Here is a 19,041-nt window from a genome sequence, read left to right on the forward strand (position 1 = left end):
AGGGTTTCGATCATGTTTTGCGCCGGAGTGCCACCCGTCGGCTACTCGATCTATGCTGGCACACAGGTATCAGGCACCGGACAAACGACGGCGCATTGCGGCGCATCAAAATGCCCTTCACATTGAGTGCACTGGCTCGGATTGATCACATATATGTCGTTCTTCAGGCTGATCGCGGCGTTAGGGCATTCGTACTCACACGCACCACAGACCGTGCATTGTGACGCGATTATTTTGTAGGCCATCACTACGATTCCATAAGCAAAGGTGCGGGACTACGCCTTGCCTTCAAGTCTCATGCCAAGGAGTCTTGTGCTTGATTTGTCTTGGCTACTTTCGATAGCGCAAGCCGCCGCCTCGACCAGGTGTCGTAAACTCTACAATCGGCATCGCAGCTACTTGATCTCGTAGCTTGCGCATTGTCGAGATTTCGCGATAGCCAGCGATCTTGTGAAGGAGTTCGCCAATAAGACGCAGCTCGGCTCGACCTGACGTGGCGGCGGAGCGCTTTTGAAGTGGTATCGATTGTAGCCGTGCCACCGTCTCGGGGGGATCGCAGATCGCCCTCTGGTGATGGTTCTGCTCACCCGGACAGCGGCAGCGAAGGCACCACGATGTCAATCGGGCGACGTCGGTCATCGGCTCAAGCAACGTCTCTATATCGCAACCAGAAAAATCGTCGCGATGGCGCTAAATAGAGCCGCTCCGGTGATCGAGCGCCCCCTGGCCGAGCCGGCGCACGCAAATGTTCAAATCTCGCAGATTACGGCCGCGCTCGGCGTCGCAAATAAATCTCAGCGGACCCCAGCAGATTGATAGAGCCGAAAAAAAGCCACCCCGGAGGGTGGCCCAAGTCAGGGAGGAAACGCCCGTAGGGGCCTCTGGGATCAGGCTGCAGCCTGCTCGATCGGTGAGAACGGGAGCCCGAGACTGTCGGCCACCGCCTTGTAAGTCAGCCGGCCTCGATGGACGTTGAGGCCTGCACGCAAATGCGGATTTTCCAACACGGCGGAAAAACCCTTATTAGCCAGAGCCAAGCCAAACGGCAGCGTGGCGTTATTTAGTGCCTGGCTCGAGGTCAGCGGCACGGCGCCGGGCATATTGGCCACGCAATAATGAATGATGCCATCCACTTCATAGGTTGGATCGGCGTGGGTGGTTGGGTGCGAAGTCTCAAAACAGCCGCCCTGATCGATAGCGACATCCACGAGCACGGCCCTCTTACGCATCGAGCTCAGCATGCTCCGGCGGATCAGCTTCGGCGCACTCGCACCTGGAACGAGCACGGCACCAATCACAACATCGGCCGCAAATACCTCTTCCTCCACAGCTTCGATGGTCGAAAACCTGGTTCGAACGCGCCCTTCGAATAGCTCATCCAACTCGCGCAACCGAGGTATCGAGCGGTCGATGATGCTCACCTCTGCACCCAGACCGGCCGCCATCCGTGCCGCGTGCGTACCAACGACGCCACCACCGATCACCACGATGCGGGCCGGCTGAACACCGGGCACGCCACCGATCAACAGCCCTCGTCCGCCTGCACTGCGCTTTAGGGCGCTACCCGCCGCTTCGACCGCGAGCCTGCCTGCGACCTCGCTCATCGGAGCCAGCAGCGGAAGACCACCATGCCCATCAGTCACGGTCTCATAGGCGATTGCGGTGCATCCCGATTTTAGAAGCCCCTTGGCCTGCTCCGGGTCCGGCGCCAGATGCAGATATGTGAACAGGATCTGGCCCTCCCGCAGCTGGCTCCATTCGGACGGCTGAGGCTCCTTGACCTTCACAATCATTTCGCTCGATGCGAATACCTCAACTGCAGAATCCAGAATCGCTGCGCCAGCGCTGCGATAATCATCATCGGTTGCGCCAATGCCAGCGCCGGCATTGGTCTCGATCATTACGCGGTGTCCTGCTGCCGCGTATTCGCGGACGGCTCCAGGGGTCAGGCCCACTCGATATTCGTGTGCCTTGATTTCCTTGGGAACTCCGACCTTCATTTGCAAACTCCCTGCCTAGTGCGCCTTTCTAATTGAAAGAGCGCAGCGATATTGCGACGCAGCAGCCCAAATTGCGCAGGAATTCAGCGATCTTTGACCAGCCATGCAGGTTTTCGATGCCGAATGGGTTGAGCGACCGTGCTCGCTAAGCTTAACCGTCGTACTCCGCGATGGAGATGACGCGCTTAATCGGATTCTCGGCTCGCGGAAAAGTTAACAACGATTCCAGTCTTGCCGACCTTGTTAAAGAACGAACAACGTAGTCTGCCAGTGAGGCAGGATTTGCCCAGAGGCTGGATTGTTTGCCACCGCTGATGGCCAAATGACCATTGATCATCAATCTGATTCCTAGATGCGCACGCTTGACGCCTTCATGCTCGTCGCAAATGGGCGTGGATTGTTCAACAAATCCGAGGCAACTGTTCGCCTGACAACCAATCGACGATCCGTCCGCCGCCGAAACTGGTCGCTATCTGCACAAATTTGTGATCGTCAGCTACCGTCTCGCCAATATCAGCAGCATCGCGTCCGAGCGGATGCGCCTTCATAGCTGCAAGCACTGCATCGGCCAAATCGGGCGCGACGATCGCAACGAGCTTGCCCTCATTGGCGACATGGATCGGATCAAGCCCAAGGAGTTCGCAGGTTGCCGCGACCGCTGGCTTCACCGGAATGGCTGCTTCCTGTAGACGGAAGCCAAGGCCCGATTGATGCGCAATTTCGTTGAGGGTTGCGGCAAGACCGCCGCGCGTGGGGTCGCGCATCACCCGGATGCCGGCGCCGCCAGCCGCAATCATAACGGCGACAAGGTCATGTAGCGCTGCGGAATCCGACACGATCTCGGTTTGAAACCCGACGTTCTGGCGTTTTGACATGATCGCCACGCCATGGTCGCCAAGGCTGCCGGACACCAACACACGGTCCCCGACCATAGCCTTATCGGCGGAGAGATCGAAGCCATGGGCCAGAGCCCCGATTCCTGTCGTGGAGATAAACAGACCATCAGCCTTGCCGCGCTCGACGACCTTAGTGTCCCCCGCAATGATGTAGACGCCCGCGCCGCGCGCTGCCGCGCCCATCGAATCCGCAATCGCCTTCAGATCAGATAGCGGGAACCCCTCCTCAATGATGAAGCTGGCCGACAGATAGAGAGGGCGCGCGCCGGACATCACGACGTCGTTGATCGTCCCGTGCACAGCGAGTGAGCCGATATTGCCGCCAGGGAAGAACAGCGGCGAAACCACATAACCGTCGGTCGTCATCACCATTTTACCCGTCGCAACGTCAAAGGCCGATTGATCATTGCAGCGGGCAAGCCATTCATTACCGAAGGCTCGGTGAAAAAGGCTGGAGATCAGCTGTGCCATGGCTCGTCCCCCGGCCCCATGGGAAAGATCAACGCGTCCGTTCTCGAGATCGAGCTTGCGTTGATAGCCCTGCACGCTCATGACGTTCGCCTCACCTGATCATCGCGAACGCGGCCATATGTCCAATACGCCGCACAGGCGCCTTCCGATGAGACCATGCAGGATCCTATGGGAGTTTCCGGCGTGCAGAGGGTTCCAAACAGCTTGCAATCGACTGGCCGCTTGGCGCCGCGCAGGATGGCGCAGCACTCGCACGCCGGATTGTCGGCGACCCGCAGTTCGTGCATCGCAAAACGCGCCTCCGCGTCGAACCGCGCGTAGGCCCGCTTCAGCTTCAGTCCACTATTTGGTACGAAACCGAGCCCGCGCCATTCGAACTGCTCACGCGGTTCGAATGCCTGCGAGACCTCGTCTTTGGCGCGCCGATTGCCTTCACGCCTCACTGCACGGCTGTATTGGTTCTCCACGTCGTAGCGGTCTTCGTTCACCTGTCGCACCAGCATCAGGATCGCCTGCATCACGTCGAGCGGTTCAAATCCCGCGATCACGATCGGCTTGCCGAATTGTTCCGCCAGGAGCTCGTAAGGCTGCGTCCCGATGATCGTGCTGACATGTGCAGGCCCGACGAAACCGTCGATTGCAGCCCCGCCGATATTGCGGATCTTCGGGTTCTCGAGAATGCTCTGCATCGCAGAGGGTGTAAGCACGTGGTTGCAGAACACGCTAAGGCTCTTCAGCCGCTTCTTCTCGGCTATCCGGATCATCACGGCCGTCGGGGGTGTCGTGGTCTCAAATCCGATGGCAAAGAACACGACCTCGCGGCTCGGCGCCTGTTCGGCGATCCGGATAACGTCGAGCGTCGAGTACACCATCCGGATGTCTGCGCCGAGCGCCTTGGCTCGCAACAGGGACTGTCCTTGCGAGCCAGGCGCCCGTATCAGATCGCCGTAGACGCAAAGGGTGACCTCCGGCCGCTCGACGAGACGAATCGCCATGTCGATCCGGCTGGCAGGTAGAACACAGACCGGACAACCGGGCCCGTGGATCATGCGAATATTCGCGGGCAGCAGATCCTCAAGGCCATAGCGTGATATGGCATGAGTGTGTCCACCGCAGAATTCCATGAACCGATAGGCTTTTTGCCGATCGGCTTCGGCGCTAATCGCAGCGGCGAGCCCCTGCGCAAGGGTCTTGTCGCGAAATTCGTCGGTATATCTCATGGCCGGAGTTCCTGCCCTGTGCTGCCTAGCTCCTGCAGGAGCTCCAGCGTGCGCTTGGCTTCTATCGGATCGATCTTGGCCAGCGCATACCCAACATGGACAAGGACGTGATCACCGACGTCGAGCTCGTCGATAAGAGCAATCGATATCTCCAGGCTAACACCATCGATGCACACGGCGGCCATGTGGTCAGGAAGAATTTTTACGATCTTTGCCGGAACCGAAAGACACATATCAGCCTCTCCCTTCGCTGGCGGACGACTGTTCAGCAATCTGCAAAGCGGCAATCCAGGCTTGGCCAAGGCTCAAACCACCGTCGTTGGGCGGCACCCGCTGTGGCACCAGCGGGGTCAGGCCGGCGGCGCAGCACCCGCGCCAGATTTCATCCATCAGTATCGCGTTCTGAAAGCAGCCGCCGCTCAGAACGACGGTATTGACGCCGGTTGTCCGCGCGGAGCGCATGACCCAGTCAACGCAGGCGGCGGCAAAGGTGCCATGAAACAGGCCGGCTCCGCCCGCGGCGTCAATGTCGTCTGCAATCAACCGCGCAAACATCGGACGAAGCGACAGCACGCCACCATCGATCGTCCACCCGGCCTCTAGAATCGTAGTCCGCCGCACCAGCGCCTCGAGCTTGATCGCGGCTTCCCCTTCATAGCTCTGCCAACTCACAATCCCCAAGAGCGCCGCCACCGCGTCGAATAACCGGCCTGCGCTGGTCGTGGTGGCCCCGCCCGACTGATCGAGCAAGGCCGAGATACATCGAGCTTGCCGTTGCGCTGCAAAGCGCGGCGCGATTTCGTTACCCCGTCCGAGCCAGTGTAGTATCGCGCTCGCCATGCGCCACGGCTCACGGGCTGCGCGATCACCACCAGGCATTGGCAGCGGCACGAGATGCCCGATGCGTCGGCACATCGCGCCTTCGCACAACAATAGCTCGCCACCCCAGTTACCGCTATCCGAGCCAAAGCCATGGCCGTCGAGCACCAGAGCAAGCGCCGGTCCCGCATGACCATGTTCAGCGATCACGGCGGCAGCGTGCGCGTGGTGGTGCTGGACTGCAATCAGCCCGCGGCCGCTTGCTTGCGCAAAGCGTGTGGATGCCATGTCGGGATGCAGATCATGAGCGATGACGACAGGCTCTACGTCAAGAATCGATGTGAGGTGCTGGATCGTTTCCTCGAACACACGGATGCCTTCGGGCGTGTTGAGGTCGCCAATATGTTGGGAGACGAACGCTTGGTTGTCTCGCGTGATGGTGACGGTCGATTTCAGCGCGCCACCGACGGCGAGCACGGGCGGCACAGACTGCGCGAGCTGGATCGGTTCGGGAGCATAGCCACGAGCGCGACGAATGAATTGGGAGCGGCCAGCTACCACTGCGACCACGGAGTCATCAGCACGCGTCACAATATCCCGATCATGGGTCACGACAAGGTCGGCAATCGCCTCGAGTCGGCGCAGCGCCTGCGCGTTGTCGATCAGGAGCGGCTCGCCGCAAGGATTGGCACTGGTGACGACGATGACCGGGCTTGGTTCCGCAATCCACGCTCCTGTCGAGCGAAGCGCATGAAAGATCAGATGATGCAGCGGGGCTACAGGCAACATGACGCCAACGCGAGACAAGCCGGGCGCTATGGCGGGCGCCAGACATTTGCGCGAAGTTAAAAGCACAATGGGCCGCGCTGCGGATTCGAGTAGCGCGAGCTCGAGAGCGTTCGCTTCCGCGAACTCGTTGACGCACTCTATGGAACCGAGCATAACTGCAAACGGCTTCTGACGGCGCTGCTTTCTGCTGCGCAGGCGCTGCACAGCGTCCTGGTTACGGGCATCGCAGAGGAGCTGGTAGCCGCCGAGACCCTTTATGGCTATGACTTGACCGGCCGCGATTGCAGCGACAATGGCGTTGATCCGATGGCTAAGCCGAGGGCCGCATTCTGGACACGCGATCGCCTCCGCATGAAACCTGCGGCTCGCCGGATCCGCATATTCGGCCGTGCAGGCGGCGCACAGCCTGAACGCCTTCATCACCGTGTTGTGGCGATCGTATGGGAGCCGCCCGGCAATAGTGTAGCGTGGACCACAATGGGAGCAGCTAATGAAGGGATAAAGGTAATGGCGATTCTGTGGATCGAACAGCTCGCCGAGGCATTGCCCGCAGGTCGCGGCGTCGGCGATGATGTGCGTTGACAATTTGCCGCCTTCGCTCGCGCCGATCGAAAAGTTTTCTGTCGCGAGCGCCGCTGTCTCCTGAACGCAGATGTGGTCGATGCGCGCCAACGGAGGCGCCTCGAGCGGCAATGTGGCAAGAAATTCCGACGCACGGCCACCTTCGACTTCGATTGTGACGCCCTCCGGGCCGTTGGCGACAAATCCCGCCAATCCGTACCGCGTAGCGAGGCCATAGACGTAAGGACGAAAGCCGACCCCTTGCACCGCTCCGCTCACGCGCACGCGCAGTCGTGTCCGGTCGCAAATGGTTGCGGCGCTCATCGCCTGGCGTCCTCTACGGCCTGCCTTTGGTGGGCCACCTGTCTATCGATCCAAGCGTAGAGCGCGCCAAAACCCTCGCCGGTACGGGCCGAGACCGTAAGCACTTCGATCTTTGGATTGGCGCGTCTGGCATATCCAACGGTCTTGTCCAGATCGCACTCAAGCAGTGAGGCCAGATCGATCTTGTTGATCACCATGAGTGAAGAAGCCGCGAACATATCGGGATATTTCAGCGGCTTGTCTTCACCTTCGGTCATCGACAACACAACGATCTTGCAGGCCTCGCCAAGATCGAAGGCCGCGGGACAGACCAGGTTACCGACGTTCTCGATGAAGAGAATACCGCGCGTGAGCCGCGGCAAGCGGCGATAAGCCTCGCCAATCATTGCAGCATCGAGATGGCACCCCTTACCCGTATTGACTTGAATAGCTGGCACGCCGGCCGCTCGAATGCGTTCGGCATCGTTTGAGGTCTGCTGATCGCCCTCGATGACTCCGGTCGGATAGCTGAGCTTGAGCTCGGATACGGCGCGGACGAGCAGCGAGGTTTTGCCCGCACCGGGACTCGACATAAGATTAAACACCAGCAGCTCGTCGGCCGCAAAGAGCGTCCGGTTGTCGGCCGCGATCGCATTGTTCTTGCCGAGGATGTCACGCTCGACCCGAATGACGCGTTCGCGGCTCGTGCCCTTGACCTTCAATCCAGCTGGGCCGGCGCCGCAGCTCAGAAGCGCTTGCCGACCATCACTCTGATAATGTTCGTGATCATGACTGTGGCGGGCATGGGACGAATGCTGCACCCTCTCGTCGCCGTGAAAATGCGCGTCATGGCGCTCGCCATCGTCCTGCCTATGAGGATAGCAACGGCCTTGGCTCTCCGGATCACGAACTCTGGCAAGTTCGATCGAAGACGTCGCTTGGCTACAACCGCAAACGGTACACATCAATCGATCTCCAGTTCTTTCACTCGCATCTGCTCGCCGCCCGTTACTTGCAACTGATAGCTGCCGCAGCAAGGACAGGGGTCACCGCGGCGAGCAATTTCGACACTGTTAGAACAGCTCATGCACCAGGCGATACCCGGAAGTTCGAGGATCTCAAGAGCTACCCCCTCGGCAATCGTTCGCGTCGCAACGACAGCAAAGCAGAACCTGATCGCATCAGGCGCGACATGGCTGAGCGCCCCGATTTCCAGACAGATGCTCCGCACCCGCGACAACGATCGCTGACGCATCTCCTCCTCGACGATTTGGATGATGCCCAGACAAATCGCCATTTCATGCATCGTCAACTTTGCGAAACCTGAGTGTGAATCCGACACAGGGATCAAGCGATTCAATCACCGCACGAACCGCTTTCTGATGCCGTCTCGCCCTCAGCACCACGCCCTGCAGGTTCCGGACAAGCGGTCCGCTCCTATGGAAATTCCATTCCGTCGGAGCAAGAAATTCGAAGCGGCATATCTGGCCCTGAGGATCAAGCTCAACCGCGTGATAGAGCCTGCCCCTGGCGCATTCGACCGCGGTCGCGGCGCGTCCCGAACCCAACCGGTAGCTTTCGATGATCCCAGGCTCCGCTGAGTCGATATGAGCGCCGGACTTGAGCCAATCGCAGAGCCGAACGATTTCTGCAATTCTGGCCTTCAGCCGCTCGACCGCACCCGACCGACCCAGCCAGAGCCGATCACGCGTCATTTGGCGTGCCCATGGACCCGTCTCGGGCGCACGCCCCCCAAGGTCGGGACAATGACAAAATGTCGGGTCATCGCCGAGCAGCCGTTCAATGATGTTGCGGTCGTCGGCAACGGACAGGAACGAGTGCGCGATCCGGATCGATTTCAGGTCGATCTCGTCCAGCGCGGCTATGCGAATTGCCAATGGGCTGCAGGGCCTGGGCACGTCATCTCCGTTCGGCATGCCGATCGCGGCCAGCCCAGCCACAATTCTTGCCGTCGCTTCGCGTCGAGCAGGCCCGCAGGCCGGTTGTCCGCTACCGATAAGTGCGGACATTCCCTGCATCACGGAGCGAATAGCCGCGGCACTGGCGGTGTCCCGGGCAAGATGTCTGACCAAGAGACCCCGCAACAATTCCGCGATGCGCTCGGCAACGACCAGCGCAACACGATGCTGCCTTGTCGTGGGGCTGATCGTTTCGTCGCGCGCCGTCTCGATCGCAGACAGCAGCGCCGTTTGCTGCGCAACGGCACACAATGCGAAGAGCCGCGGGATCTGTTTGAGCAGCGACGAGGCCGGTTTGCCGACGAACAGCCGCGCCAGCGGTGGCCGGCCTCGGGGCATGATCTCGACCGCGGCAATTACGTCGGCAGCGAGCCAGACCGAGACATCGATTTTGTTGCGGACCGCGAAGCTCATATGCACCGCTGCGTCATTAGCCCACGCAAAACATGTCGGCAGCAGCCGTCCGCGCGCAGTCTGCGACGTCCCACCGGATTGCGAGCATTCTTTGAGTTCTTCATGTGAAGTACGCCTCCATAATTTCCTGCAGGCGCTCGGCAGAGTCCTCGAAATCCTCGTCAGCAGCCAAGGCAACGATCGGCACGTCTCCGACCTCCACCGTATCAAGGATGACGTCGTCCAAAGAATTGAAGTACTGCACCGACCAGACGTTCCTCACTCCGGTCGCCTGCACGCGGCATGTGCCGTAACCGCGGAAGATGAGCTGGACCGGACCATTGCCCAAACTTTGCTGCAGGAACGCCATGTCCACAGCACTCATCGGCAGCAACGTCAGATTGATAACATGCGCCCGCGTGCCCGACCGCCAGACACGCGCCCGCTCGCGTATTTCCGCAAGCACCGCGAGCACGTTCATGGCGCCGTCCGGTGCCGCGCCGATCGGAAAGTCGGCAGACGTCAACTCAGTTGCGGCGCGCTGCACAATCTGCGGGATTGCCCCAACCTCAACATATTCGTGCGCCGGTTCGGCCCCGATACGCACGCGCCAGATTCCCGCAAGGACCGCCTCCCGGAGTTGCGCAAAAGAGCCATCTGGCAGCGCAACCACGCCGGCGACCTCGCCCTCCCCGAGCACCTCGCCAATCAGCTTGCGCTCGAGCTCGCTGAGATCGGCGAGTCCGTACAGCTGCGTCCGAGTGCTCTGCCTCTGGCCGCGAGCGGCAGCGGCGACATTCGACAGCAGCACCGTGACATTCGGATAGTTCCTTGCAAGCTCGTTGCCGTCGCGCCGGGCGCGCTTGGCTACCACCCCCATAGTCGTCAGCCCGCTATGGAATACATCGAGACTTTCCGTGCCCGTGGCAGACTTGCTCACCACCTGCTCGGCGTCCTCGGATACGACGCGGACCGCTGTCTTCATGATACGATGTCCCGTTGGATCTATCGGGAGGCATAGCCGGCACAAATGCTACCCGCGTACAGCCAAACGATCGATACGACGATGCGGTCGATCTTGACCAAACGGTCCAGACGCCTGCCGATCAGGCAGAGCGTATCGTGCCGATGGCACAAAATTGGCGTCGATCGACGACGCGGGCCGAGTCTTCCGACCAGCTTTCCAGCCAACGCATGCGCAGGCCCTGCGCTTTGCACGCAACGCCGAAAAGCCTTGATCAATTCAGGAAGGGATAATGCGACATGGACGGCCCGGAGCGAATGCACGGCAGCGGCCGCCAGCAGCACTTCGGGTGCGCTCGCGGAAGCGTGCGTGGCCAGGCGTGCATGCGCGCTGATGCTCTCCACCTCGGACGGACAGGGTGCGAGATCATGCCGCGCCGGCTGGAACTTCATCAGACTCCCTCAGATAGTCCTTGGTTTGAGCTAGGTGAGATGTAGCAAGGCACGTGCCAATCATCGTCGCGCTGTGAGGGAGACTGGAATCATCGCTCGAAGCATTGACCTTTCCATGCGGAAGGTGCGCGCGATTGATCGATTTGCGAGCAGGCGTAGTCACCGCAACATCCGCAGCAGAACCGCTAACGTAGATGCTCGGGCAATTGCGGCTCACGACCGACCAGGTCCGCAAAGAAGGGGCCGCAGTCCTGGCCGTTACGGCTAGCGTCAAGCCCGTCGAGTGCTTCCGAGATCAGTCTTGCTTCATCCTCATCCAAGAGTCGCACGGCGGTGTCGATATGAACGAGCACCCTGGCGCCGACCGGGGCGCAGTAGAGCAGCATGACCGAGACACGCCGCTGTTCGTTGCGATACTCACAAAGTGCCGTGATGTCGTCCGTCTCAACAATCATCATTGGTAAGCCAAGGCACATGATCAATTGCGGGCCACTAGATCGGCTGCGCTCCCATCTCATAACTTGCATGGTCGATATTGTTCGCCAACAGCCGTTCTGATGCAGGCAGCGGCGCCGTTCGCAGTGTGGCCGGCGAGCCCCACTGCGCCAGGAGTTTGCAAGCCAATTCGATCGCCGGCGCAATCTGGAAGCGCACCGGAGCTGTCAGCGGACCGCCCCAGTGCTCCAGGTCCAGCGCCTGACATCCGATGAGAGCGAGGTCTCGGGGGCAGCGGCCAAGCAGATCGGCCGCGCTCAAGACCTCCTGAAAGCCGGTCTGATGTAGGCTTATCTTCTTGGCGCCAGCAAATTTTGGCACCTCGGCATCCCGCATGAGCTTCAACTCTCCGGGTGGGAGTGCAAAGTCGATGGCATCGAACACGATCAGGCAATCGGCCTGCTCAAGATAACTCACGAGGTAGAGCCCCTGCGTGCCGCCATCAAGGACGGTGACGTTGTCAGCGACTACATATCGGCGATGGAACTCCTCTACCGCCCGCACGCCGAACCCCTCATCGGCCCACAGGATATTGCCGATGCCAAGCACAAGGATCCGTTGCTTGTTCTCCGGAACTAGTAACCGCGTACCATTCAATCGCGAAACTCGCGCTCACCCGAAATCATGGAGGAGATGCTCCGGCGCGACATGATGTCCTCCCGGATCACTGCGTAGATGTGAACCAGCACAAAGACCAAGATCACCCACAGGCCGAGATGATGCCAGGTATGGACGTCCTGGCTATTCGGCCAGATTGAAAACACCCAGCCGAACAGCCTGTCCTGCCAACTGTCGCTACCGGCGCCCTGCCCATAAAGTGCAAAGCCTGTGATGATCATGAACGTGATCATTTGCGTAAACATGAGGAACATTGCGAGCTGAGCCAGGGGGTTGTGCCCGACGCGTCTGTCGGGCTCAACTGCAAGGAACCCGTACCGGCGAATCTCGTGGTGCACCTCGCGCCAAAAGCACCCGCGCCAGAGCGGAACACAAAAGATCTGCGTGGCATGTCGATTTCCAATCAGGGCCGAGTAAATGCGCAGAACAAAGCCGACGCTGAGGACATATCCCGCAGAGAAATGCGCAAATCGGATATAGCCGAACAGGAAATTGCCGCTTGCTTGTCCCGACATCGCCGGTGTGCCCGTTCCAATCAGATAGCCGGTTAAGGCCAGCATCAGAATGGCCGCCGCATTGACCCAGTGCCACAGTCGCACCGGTGCGTCATAAACGTAGGCGCCGCGATGGCCGATGCCGCACTCGGTCGGTGCCGCATCGACGGCAGCGGGGGGTTGCGGAGCCTCGTTTCGCATGTCCCTAACGAACATTGACTAAAGCCATTTCTTGGCCGTCAAGACTCATCACATGGGTCGAGCACGCCAGGCACGGATCAAAGGAATGGATCGTACGCAAGATCTCCAGGGGTCGCAGCGGATCGGCCAACGGGGTGCCGATCAGCGAGGCTTCAAAGGCGCCAATATTGCCCTTGGGATCGCGAGGAGATCCGTTCCATGTCGTCGGCACGACACATTGATAGTTGTCGATCTTTGTGTCCTTGATCTTGATCCAGTGTCCAAGCGCACCGCGCGGCGCCTCAGCGAAACCGTAGCCCATCGCCTCCTTGGGCCAGCTTTCCGGCTTCCATCTTGTGACATTGGCAGTTGCCGTATTGCCTGCCTTAATATGGACCACCAACTTATCCTGGAAATAACGCAGCTGATGCGCCGCCCACTGACATTCGAGTGCCCGCGCCGCGGTACGGCCGAGCGTCGAGAACATCGCCGTCAGGGGAAGATTCAGTCCCTTGAGCAGTCTGTCGGCCGGCTCCTTGAATTCGGCTTTGCCCTGCGCATAACCGATGATGTATCGCGCCAAAGGCCCGACCTCGACGGCGTGGCCGCGCCAGCGCGGCGCTTTGATCCACGAATACTTGCCGCCTTCGTCGAGTTCCTTGATATCGGTCTGACTGCCCTTGACTTTTGGCCCGAGCTCGAAACTCGGTTCGGTGATGCCATCCCATGGATGCAGTCCACAGCAATCGTGCGGGTATTTATACCACGAATGCGTGACGAACTCCTGGATCTGCTCCGGATCACTATGGTCGATCGGCAATATCTCCGTGAGGTTGCCATCAAGGATCACGCCGCGCGGCAGCTTGAGATTGTTCGAAGAACAGTCGTTGGCGTTTTCGAGGATGTCGCCATAGGACATTACGCTTTTGCTTGAAAGTCCGCCGCCATGGAGCCAATCCTTATAGAACGAGCCGATCATTGCGACGTCGGGCAGATAGACCTGCTCGACAAACTCGATCGAACGGTCGATGATCGAGGATACGAGATTAAGGCGCTCCATGTTGATCGCACCCACCGCACCAGTTCCGTCGATGTTGATCGCGCAGGGCACGCCGCCGACCAGCCAGTTCGGATGCGGATTCTTGCCCCCATAGACGGCCTGGATTTTGACGATCTCCTTCTGGAAGTCGAGCGCTTCCAGATAATGCGCCAGGGCTATCAGGTTCGCCTCCGCCGGCAGCTTGTAGGCCGGATGCCCCCAATAACCGTTCTTGAAGGGACCTAATTGCCCTGATCCGAAGAATTTAGTCAGCCTGATCTGCAGATCCTTAAAATAGCCAGGAGACGACAACGGCCACGGCGAGATGGACTGCGCCAGCGCGGAGGTCGACTTGGGGGCGGCCTGGAGCGCGGAGACCACGTCGACCCAATCGAGTGCATGCAGATGGTAGAAGTGCACGAGATGATCATGCACGAGCAAGCACAGCTGCATGATGTTTCGGATCGAATTGGCATTCTCCGGAATCGTGATCCCTAACGCATTCTCAACCGCGCGCACAGAGGTCAGCGCATGGGTGCCGGTGCAGACACCGCAAATCCGCTCAGTAAACGCCCAGGCGTCGCGTGGATCGCGCCCGCGCAGGATGACTTCGATGCCACGCCACATCGTCCCGCTCGAAACAGCATTGCGGATCACGTTGTCGGAATCGACATTGGCTTCGACACGCAGGTGGCCTTCGATGCGCGTCAACGGATCGATGACAATTCGCTTGCCGGAGCGATCGAGATTGAACCCATTTGGTATCTGTCCGGCCACCGTCGCCCTCTTCTCAATTCCGTTTACTTTGGTGGAGCTGTGCGATCCGGCTTGTTGGTCAACCGCTTCACGGCGGTGACCGCTGCATGGGCGGCGACGGTCAGCCCAACCACCCCGGCAGCAGCCATACCAATCTGATCGGCGTTCTTCTCAATGCCGAACTGCTTGATGGTCGTCAGTCGGTCGTAAAATGAACCCTTGTCCCAAAAGCCGTCTTCGGAGCAACTGAGGCAGCCGTGGCCGGATTGAATCGGAAATGAAACACCGCCGTTCCACCGAAGGGCCGAACAGGCATTGTAGGTGGTTGGCCCCTTGCAGCCCATCTTGTAGAGGCAATAGCCCTTGCGTGCGCACTCATCGTCCCACTCTTCGACGAATTGGCCGGCGTCGAAATGGGAACGTCGATAGCATTTGTCGTGAATGCGCTCGGAATAAAACATCTTTGGGCGCCCTTGGCGATCGAGCTCCGGAAGCTTTCCGAACGTGGTGATGAAAGTCACCAAGCCGCTCATGACCTCTGCGATAGGCGGACAGCCGGGCACCTTGATGATCGGCTTGTTCTTGATCACCTGATCGATCGGCGCAGCGCCAGTCGGATTGGGCTTGGCCGCCTGGACGCATCCCCAGGACGCACACGTGCCCCAAGCGATGATCGCCATCGACTCTTCCGCCATCGACCTGAGCTTTTCAACGAACGGCTTGCCGCCGTCAATGCAGAACATGCCCCCCTGCTTCAGCGGCGGATTACCTTCGACCGCAAGCACATACTTGCCTTTATACTTGGCGCGGATTTCCTCCAGGATAGCTTCAGCCTGCTCTCCTGCCGCCGCCATGATCGTATCGTCATAGTCGAGCGAAATCATTGACAGCAGCGTGTCTTTGATCAACGGATGGGCCGAGCGGATAAAGCTTTCCGAGCAGCAGGTGCACTCGAGCCCGTGCAGCCAGATCACGGGTACGCGCGGTTTGGTCTCCAGGGCGTCGGCAATAGTGCTTGCGGCAAGCGGACCAAGTCCGAAGCTGGCGGCCGTCAAACTACAGAACTTATGGAAACTACGACGCGTGATGCCCTGACGTCTGATCACGCTGTAAAGCGTCTCCGTTGCCCCACTCATGAAGCCTTCCATGTGAGTCGTCGTCGGCCGAACGAACTGCTGACGCAGCAGCAAGAAACAGGCCATCGGAACCCAACGCTTGACTGGATGCCAAGCCAGCCTTTCGACTCTTGCCCTATCGGCGAGCCGGCCAGCAAGCCCCAGGCTCGCGCCGTTGAGCCCTGTCACGCCAGTGATGTCGGGCTTTGAACGTCGATGTGAGAACTTCAACAGAGCAGCACAATGATTTTGCCAATCCAGGGCGACCACGTCATACCCGCTTTTGCACGATCGGAACACGCGCGCGCTTGCCGGTTGTTGAACGAGTTGGTGCAGTTGACGGGCACCGTCCATCTCAATCAGACTCGCTCTCTGCGGGCCAAATGGGGTTCGATCCGTGTCATAGTCCGACTGCGGAAACACGCCAAAGTGGCCGGCCCAGCGCCGAACAGAACGCGATGCCGAGCCGCGCAGCGCACATGCTTTGATTTGCGAGGCGAATCGATCCGATCTGTCTGTCATTCAATGTGGCTGCCGCACGGCATTACCAAGGGATCGGGCGCGACGGTCTGGATGTTCTAAAGCGATCATCTAGGAGAGCATCGCGCGAGCCAGTCGACGGCAAGCCGCGGTCCTCTTAGCATATCGCGACACCGCACTCGCCTGCGAGAGTCTCTTCGCGATGCCGGAAGCGTCACGTTCGTTCCTAGCACCGGCGCAATCCGGCCGAGGATAGCCGCTCCGGCGCTGAGTTCAGTCATCGGTGTCCAGCGGCAACGCCGGTTTCCAACCACCCAAAACTGTCGTCGGGTCTTTCAACGCCGGGCGAATTATCGAATTATTCCAGCATAGACGATGTACTGGACTTGTTCGCGATAGTACTTGCGAATTTCTCCGGGCGCGGCCGTTCCGACCACCACGATCAGACGCTCCTTCGGGTCGCAGAAAAATTGTGTTCCGTAAGCGCCGGTCCAGGTGAACTCACCTGGATTGCCCGGAACCGCCGAGATACCCTCGCTTATGCGCACAGCCACTCCGAGTCCGAAGCCGAAGCCGGCACGATGCGCCTCCACATTGGCGACCTTATTCTTGATCTCCGGCCCGAGGTGGTTGGAGATCATGTGGCGCACCGTCTTCGGGCCGAGAATGCGCTGCCCATCGAGTTCCCCGCCGTTTAGCAGCATTTGCCCGAAGCGCACATAGTCACCGACTGTCGCAAACGCGCAGGCCCCTCCGCAGTCAAACATTGTCGGACTTTCGAGGAGCTCGATCTCTTGTGGCTTTCCAGTCAGCGGGTCGTCTGGAAACGGATGCGCGAGGCGCTCGCGTTGTGATGTGGACAAATGGAAAGTGGCATCCTGCATCCCGATCGGCTTCCACAGGTTGCTGGCAAGATAGTCGCCCAATCGTTGTCCGCTGACCTGTTCCACGACAGCTCCGAGCACGTCGGTCGAGAAGCCGTATTCGAATTCCGTCCCCGGTTGGTGCGCTAGCGGCAACTTGGTAATGGCCTGGATGAAAGCCTGCTTGTCACCCTTTAGCGGCGGGGCTGCAAAATCCGGGTAGAGACGCGCCACTTGGTCTGGACTATCTGGAGGCGCGCCATAGGTGAGACCTGATGTGTGCCGATAAAGATCGTGGATGTAGATCGGAGAGCTCTGCGCTTGATACTTTAACGAACCGTCAGGCCGTGGCACCGCGACCTTCATGTTTGCGAATTCCGGGTAATAATCCGTAAGCCTGCCCTGTAGAGGCAGGCGACCCTGCTCCATGAGGGTGAGCCCGGCAACGGCCACCATCGGCTTGGTCATAGATGCAAGCGCGAACATCGCATCGAGCCGCATCGACGATCCTTTTGCAGGATCAAGTTGGCCATACGCCTTGTAATGAATCAGCTTGCCGTCTCGGGCGATTGCAACTACCGCGCCCGGCACGCGCTTGCTTTCGATCTCACGATCGAAGAACTCGTCTAGCTTGGCAAGGCGTTGCTGAGAAACTCCGACGTCATCGGCCATGGCCTCGGGCAGAGGCGCTGAATGCACTGAGTTGAAGCTGATTCCAGCAACCACTGCGGCCATAACAAGCTTGTTCATTCTATCCTCGCCAATAGACGGAGCTGGCTTGCGCTGCTCCAGCTCTGGCATGTCTGGTCTGGCAAGCGGAACGCCCCTCGACCCGGCTTGGCGTGCCTGCGCTCATGTGCTTCTCCTGGAACAGCGTCTGTCGAGGAGAGCTAAGGTGAAGATGACCGCAAAAGCGAACATCACCATACCGCCCGCAACCACACTCGCCTCGCGCCAGCGTGATGCTTGGACGTAGTCTATGACGTAGGCCGACAACACCTTGGTGCGCCCGGGAATATTGCCGCCGATCATCATCACGACGCCGAATGTGCCGATCGTATGAGCAAAACCAATCACAGCGGCTTTGACAAACTCCAATCGCGCCAGCGGCAAACCGATGGTAATGAAGGCATACAACGGAGAAACCCGCGCCGCAGCTTCCAGCGGAGGGTCGCCCATCGCAGCAAAGGCGTTGCGGATTGGCTGCACCACCAAAGGCAACGCCGAGAGCACCGATCCGACTACGATTCCTGCGAAGGTAAAGGCGAGCGAGCGTTCGCCCCAGAAAGAAGCGAGAAGCCCGCCCGGGCCGCTGGGGCCGAGCAGCACGAGGACGCAGAAACCGAGTGCCGTCGGCGGTAGCACCAGCAGCAGCGTGATGATCGCTGCCACCGCCTCGCGCAGAGCAGTCTTTGAACGCGCTAGCCACCACGCGAGCGGCGCACCAATCACCAGGAGGATCATGGTCGTCACGCTGGCGAGCTCGACCGTAAGCGCAACGGATTGCCAAATCTCTGCCGAAAACGCATCCATCGCCGTCAGCCCCCCAGCGAGAGACGGTCGCCGTCTCGGGGCAGTGATCGCCTGCACGTCCGGCGCGCCGAGGCATGGGGCGCGCAGCGCCTCTTAGTCGTGCGGAACTTCGTGGCGGCCCCCACATTGACGCGCGTCGTTCTCGAAAGCAAGAGCAGCGTCGCAAGCTTCATAGGAAACTCCTGTTACGGGGCCGCTTCGACCGATCTTGACGGCGGCAGCTCCTCGCTCGTCGTCCAGCAATCCCTGTGCCGCTTGCGCAATGTGGTGCACCTAGGCTCAACGCGAGAAAATACGCACAGCCGACGAGTTCGCTGTGGAGTGGATCTTGCGCTCTGTCAGGTTTCCGGCATCTTTGTTCCCGAGCAGACAGCGGCGGCACAATGATGCGGCAGAGTTTGACGCCCTCAGGGTTGCTATTGGATCTTACGGCGCTTCATGATCACTCGACGCGACCCTTAAGTGGATTCTGTTTCGAAAATTGCCCCGGTCGTTTAGAGTTCGCTCGAGCGCGGGCGCGGCTGAGCGCAAGCACAATCCGCCACAGTCCCATTTACGATAATGGACGCGGCTGGTAGCAAGCGTATCGGAATTCATGCCTTGCTGGACATTGCCGCAAAG

19 protein-coding genes are annotated in these 19,041 nt (G+C 59.7%); 1 reads left to right on the plus strand and 18 read right to left on the minus strand.

From position 1 onward, the window contains the following. Positions 1-50 precede the first annotated feature (50 nt). On the minus strand, positions 51-245 hold the full coding sequence (locus tag J2R76_RS20320; protein ID WP_128971097.1) for a 4Fe-4S dicluster domain-containing protein: 195 nt from the start codon (positions 243-245) through the stop codon (positions 51-53). A gap of 325 nt (positions 246-570) precedes the next feature. Between J2R76_RS20320 and J2R76_RS20325 the strand changes: the two genes are divergently transcribed. Further along, the gene (locus J2R76_RS20325) at positions 571-816 is read left to right on the plus strand and encodes a hypothetical protein (RefSeq protein ID WP_253624772.1); all 246 of its coding nucleotides are present in this window, start codon (positions 571-573) and stop codon (positions 814-816) included. A gap of 71 nt (positions 817-887) precedes the next feature. Here the strand turns inward: J2R76_RS20325 and ald are convergent, their stop codons facing one another. From ald to J2R76_RS20410, 17 genes are all read right to left on the minus strand, one after another. Continuing rightward, the gene (gene ald / locus J2R76_RS20330) at positions 888-2,000 is read right to left on the minus strand and encodes an alanine dehydrogenase (protein WP_163156063.1); all 1,113 of its coding nucleotides are present in this window, start codon (positions 1,998-2,000) and stop codon (positions 888-890) included. 401 nt (positions 2,001-2,401) lie between these two features. Continuing rightward, positions 2,402-3,448, minus strand: coding sequence for a hydrogenase expression/formation protein HypE (gene hypE / locus J2R76_RS20335; RefSeq protein ID WP_253624773.1), 1,047 nt, complete (start codon positions 3,446-3,448; stop codon positions 2,402-2,404). Then, positions 3,445-4,587: a hydrogenase formation protein HypD gene (hypD, locus tag J2R76_RS20340; protein ID WP_253624774.1), complete on the minus strand. Its 1,143-nt coding sequence runs from the start codon at positions 4,585-4,587 to the stop codon at positions 3,445-3,447. Before hypD ends, hypE begins: the two co-directional genes overlap by 4 nt. Next, positions 4,584-4,820: a HypC/HybG/HupF family hydrogenase formation chaperone gene (locus J2R76_RS20345; protein ID WP_094193819.1), complete on the minus strand. Its 237-nt coding sequence runs from the start codon at positions 4,818-4,820 to the stop codon at positions 4,584-4,586. Before J2R76_RS20345 ends, hypD begins: the two co-directional genes overlap by 4 nt. 1 nt (position 4,821) lies before the next feature. After that, a complete protein-coding gene (hypF, locus tag J2R76_RS20350) occupies positions 4,822-7,080 on the minus strand; it encodes a carbamoyltransferase HypF (protein ID WP_253624776.1) in 2,259 nt (752 codons plus the stop codon). Then, positions 7,077-8,024: a hydrogenase nickel incorporation protein HypB gene (gene hypB / locus J2R76_RS20355; protein ID WP_253624777.1), complete on the minus strand. Its 948-nt coding sequence runs from the start codon at positions 8,022-8,024 to the stop codon at positions 7,077-7,079. The genes hypF and hypB overlap by 4 nt, the downstream gene beginning before the upstream one ends. Continuing rightward, positions 8,024-8,365, minus strand: a complete 342-nt coding sequence (gene hypA / locus J2R76_RS20360; protein ID WP_229159175.1) for a hydrogenase maturation nickel metallochaperone HypA — start codon at positions 8,363-8,365, stop codon at positions 8,024-8,026. Before hypA ends, hypB begins: the two co-directional genes overlap by 1 nt. After that, the gene (locus J2R76_RS20365) at positions 8,358-9,452 is read right to left on the minus strand and encodes a hypothetical protein (RefSeq protein WP_253624778.1); all 1,095 of its coding nucleotides are present in this window, start codon (positions 9,450-9,452) and stop codon (positions 8,358-8,360) included. Before J2R76_RS20365 ends, hypA begins: the two co-directional genes overlap by 8 nt. A gap of 100 nt (positions 9,453-9,552) precedes the next feature. Next, the gene (locus tag J2R76_RS20370) at positions 9,553-10,416 is read right to left on the minus strand and encodes a hydrogenase expression/formation protein (RefSeq protein WP_253624779.1); all 864 of its coding nucleotides are present in this window, start codon (positions 10,414-10,416) and stop codon (positions 9,553-9,555) included. A gap of 20 nt (positions 10,417-10,436) precedes the next feature. Further along, positions 10,437-10,847: a hypothetical protein gene (locus tag J2R76_RS20375; protein ID WP_253624780.1), complete on the minus strand. Its 411-nt coding sequence runs from the start codon at positions 10,845-10,847 to the stop codon at positions 10,437-10,439. Between the two features lie 185 nt (positions 10,848-11,032). Next, the gene (locus tag J2R76_RS20380) at positions 11,033-11,323 is read right to left on the minus strand and encodes a HypC/HybG/HupF family hydrogenase formation chaperone (protein WP_050402936.1); all 291 of its coding nucleotides are present in this window, start codon (positions 11,321-11,323) and stop codon (positions 11,033-11,035) included. 16 nt (positions 11,324-11,339) lie between these two features. Then, positions 11,340-11,939: a HyaD/HybD family hydrogenase maturation endopeptidase gene (locus J2R76_RS20385; RefSeq protein ID WP_253624781.1), complete on the minus strand. Its 600-nt coding sequence runs from the start codon at positions 11,937-11,939 to the stop codon at positions 11,340-11,342. Next, positions 11,936-12,655 carry a Ni/Fe-hydrogenase, b-type cytochrome subunit gene (gene cybH, locus J2R76_RS20390; RefSeq protein ID WP_253624782.1) on the minus strand — a complete coding sequence of 240 codons (720 nt, stop codon included), beginning with the start codon at positions 12,653-12,655 and terminating at the stop codon, positions 11,936-11,938. Before cybH ends, J2R76_RS20385 begins: the two co-directional genes overlap by 4 nt. A gap of 4 nt (positions 12,656-12,659) precedes the next feature. Further along, on the minus strand, positions 12,660-14,450 hold the full coding sequence (locus J2R76_RS20395; protein ID WP_253624784.1) for a nickel-dependent hydrogenase large subunit: 1,791 nt from the start codon (positions 14,448-14,450) through the stop codon (positions 12,660-12,662). Between the two features lie 23 nt (positions 14,451-14,473). Next, the gene (locus J2R76_RS20400) at positions 14,474-15,565 is read right to left on the minus strand and encodes a hydrogenase small subunit (RefSeq protein WP_253626059.1); all 1,092 of its coding nucleotides are present in this window, start codon (positions 15,563-15,565) and stop codon (positions 14,474-14,476) included. Positions 15,566-16,374: 809 nt separating this feature from the next. Beyond that, positions 16,375-17,637, minus strand: a complete 1,263-nt coding sequence (locus tag J2R76_RS20405; RefSeq protein ID WP_253624786.1) for a serine hydrolase — start codon at positions 17,635-17,637, stop codon at positions 16,375-16,377. A 102-nt stretch (positions 17,638-17,739) separates the two neighbouring features. After that, a complete protein-coding gene (locus J2R76_RS20410; RefSeq protein WP_253624788.1) occupies positions 17,740-18,420 on the minus strand; it encodes a molybdenum ABC transporter permease in 681 nt (226 codons plus the stop codon). Between the last annotated feature and the right edge of the window lie 621 nt (positions 18,421-19,041).

Origin of the sequence: Bradyrhizobium sp. USDA 4532 (genome assembly GCF_024171315.1) — a bacterium.
Classification (GTDB): domain Bacteria; phylum Pseudomonadota; class Alphaproteobacteria; order Rhizobiales; family Xanthobacteraceae; genus Bradyrhizobium; species Bradyrhizobium australafricanum.

Bases quoted from the DNA above. Each gene is read 5' to 3' on its own strand.
- cybH (WP_253624782.1), bottom strand. From the start codon at position 12,655: ATGCGAAACGAGGCTCCGCAACCCCCCGCTGCCGTCGATGCGGCACCG.
- hypE (WP_253624773.1), bottom strand. From the start codon at position 3,448: ATGAGCGTGCAGGGCTATCAACGCAAGCTCGATCTCGAGAACGGACGC.
- hypA (WP_229159175.1), bottom strand. From the start codon at position 8,365: ATGCATGAAATGGCGATTTGTCTGGGCATCATCCAAATCGTCGAGGAG.
- J2R76_RS20410 (WP_253624788.1), bottom strand. From the start codon at position 18,420: ATGGATGCGTTTTCGGCAGAGATTTGGCAATCCGTTGCGCTTACGGTC.
- hypB (WP_253624777.1), bottom strand. From the start codon at position 8,024: ATGTGTACCGTTTGCGGTTGTAGCCAAGCGACGTCTTCGATCGAACTT.
- J2R76_RS20365 (WP_253624778.1), bottom strand. From the start codon at position 9,452: ATGAGCTTCGCGGTCCGCAACAAAATCGATGTCTCGGTCTGGCTCGCT.
- ald (WP_163156063.1), bottom strand. From the start codon at position 2,000: ATGAAGGTCGGAGTTCCCAAGGAAATCAAGGCACACGAATATCGAGTG.
- J2R76_RS20320 (WP_128971097.1), bottom strand. From the start codon at position 245: ATGGCCTACAAAATAATCGCGTCACAATGCACGGTCTGTGGTGCGTGT.
- J2R76_RS20375 (WP_253624780.1), bottom strand. From the start codon at position 10,847: ATGAAGTTCCAGCCGGCGCGGCATGATCTCGCACCCTGTCCGTCCGAG.
- J2R76_RS20400 (WP_253626059.1), bottom strand. From the start codon at position 15,565: ATGAGTGGGGCAACGGAGACGCTTTACAGCGTGATCAGACGTCAGGGC.
- J2R76_RS20345 (WP_094193819.1), bottom strand. From the start codon at position 4,820: ATGTGTCTTTCGGTTCCGGCAAAGATCGTAAAAATTCTTCCTGACCAC.
- J2R76_RS20380 (WP_050402936.1), bottom strand. From the start codon at position 11,323: ATGTGCCTTGGCTTACCAATGATGATTGTTGAGACGGACGACATCACG.
- J2R76_RS20370 (WP_253624779.1), bottom strand. From the start codon at position 10,416: ATGAAGACAGCGGTCCGCGTCGTATCCGAGGACGCCGAGCAGGTGGTG.
- hypD (WP_253624774.1), bottom strand. From the start codon at position 4,587: ATGAGATATACCGACGAATTTCGCGACAAGACCCTTGCGCAGGGGCTC.
- hypF (WP_253624776.1), bottom strand. From the start codon at position 7,080: ATGAGCGCCGCAACCATTTGCGACCGGACACGACTGCGCGTGCGCGTG.
- J2R76_RS20405 (WP_253624786.1), bottom strand. From the start codon at position 17,637: ATGAACAAGCTTGTTATGGCCGCAGTGGTTGCTGGAATCAGCTTCAAC.